The sequence below is a fragment of the Acinetobacter sp. TUM15064 genome (assembly GCF_008980265.1).
Classification (GTDB): Bacteria; Pseudomonadota; Gammaproteobacteria; order Pseudomonadales; family Moraxellaceae; genus Acinetobacter.
In genome coordinates this window covers 1-1,515 of the sequence record NZ_BKFU01000145.1, presented here as the reverse complement: position 1 = coordinate 1,515, position 1,515 = coordinate 1, and the positions used below count along the sequence as shown (strand labels likewise).

Here is a 1,515-nt window from a genome sequence, read left to right as displayed (position 1 = left end):
TTGGAAAAAGTTCTGCATATTTTTTTTCTCTCAAGGATTTTATGATGTTTAGTATTTCAACTTTGAAAGGGTGTTCGTTTATGTTGTTAATGTCTGTCCCAAAGAAAATGTCTTCAATTTCTGTGGTTAGATATTTGCTTGTTACAAATCTATCCTCCGCAACAAATTCATTAAATTCTATGTAAACCAATTCTTTTCTGATTTCGTTCTTTGCCACCTTATTGTAAAGGCCTTTAATTTCAGGAATTATTTCAAGATCTCTTTTTAGTTCACTAATGCTTTTTAGTTGGTTTATTTGATTAGGATAAATTTTTGAAGCCAAATAAACCTCTTTAAGGCTGTCTTCATTGCAGTTTGCAATTTCAAGTAACAAGTTAATGTTTTCTTTTACCCAATTTTCGTTGTGATATTGAATTAAGTTGAAGAAAATTTGAACTAATATCTTCCTTGATGAACGAATGTCTAAATTTTCTTCTTGGTTTTCAATGTTAGATAATTGAATTAAATTTTCTCCAAAAGAATAATACTTGCTGATGATTTTTACTAATGATGAAGGTTTGCTTTGTGAATTTACATTGTTGTTCAGCTTGCAATACTTCAATAAACTTTCAAAGAAATTAGCATTAAGTTTTTGAGTTTTGTCAAATGATTGAACATTGTAAATTTGTTCATTGATAGTTTCAGGAAAATAGATACCAGTTGAAGCCTGCATTTCGTCCAATTTTGTTTTAACGCTATTTGAAAAGTCTTTTCTATTGAATTTGTCAAAATGGAATTCAAAGCAAAAATCTTTATGAATTATTCGTTCAATAGAATCTGGGATTAAAGACTTCCCAATCTCAATAAGTGTTCCGTTTAAATTTTTAGGCGTAAGTAGCAACGAAAGAAAACATAATTTCCCGTCTAAGTTTGGTAATAAAGTATGTTCTGAAAAATAATTTATCTTTTCTTCTATGATTAGATATTTGTAGTAGTTGATTAAGCAATATTTGTCAAACTTAGATAAATGTTCTTTTGATATTTTCTCAACTAAATCCTTATGTCCAATAAAGTCAGCTTTTCCTTTTGTTTTTTCGTTTGTCCATTCACTTGCAAATTTGCTCCATAAAACAATTTTTTCTTTTATCGGAATGTTGTTATAAAATGTCGAAACCAAAGTGTAAATGTCATAAAAAAACTCTGTGTTGTTTAATAGTTCCTCGTCAAAAAAATAAACTTGGTTAACGGGTTTAAAACCGTCAGAGGTTTCAACAATAGGCAAAAACTTATATTCTTCTATCCAAACTTTTTGCAGTGATTCAAAATACTCGTTTAATAAGCTATTGTTTGTATTTCTTTGGAAATTTATTTGAGCATATAAAAGCGGATTTGAAACGTTTAATAGGTTACTTTTTAAAAATTCAAAAATTAGTTGTGATGCTTTTTCTATTATTTTTCGGTTTGCTTCCTCTTGCTCCTTTACTTGGTCTTTGTTGCTTTTTAAATGTATTCCATCTCTTGGTTCTGTTGGCAATA

1 protein-coding gene is annotated in these 1,515 nt (G+C 28.6%); it reads right to left on the bottom strand.

Translation table 11 applies throughout. The features are described 5' to 3' along the window. The coding region (locus GBI16_RS18770; RefSeq protein ID WP_171494592.1) for a hypothetical protein at positions 1-1,515 on the bottom strand (1,515 nt) is incomplete at both ends.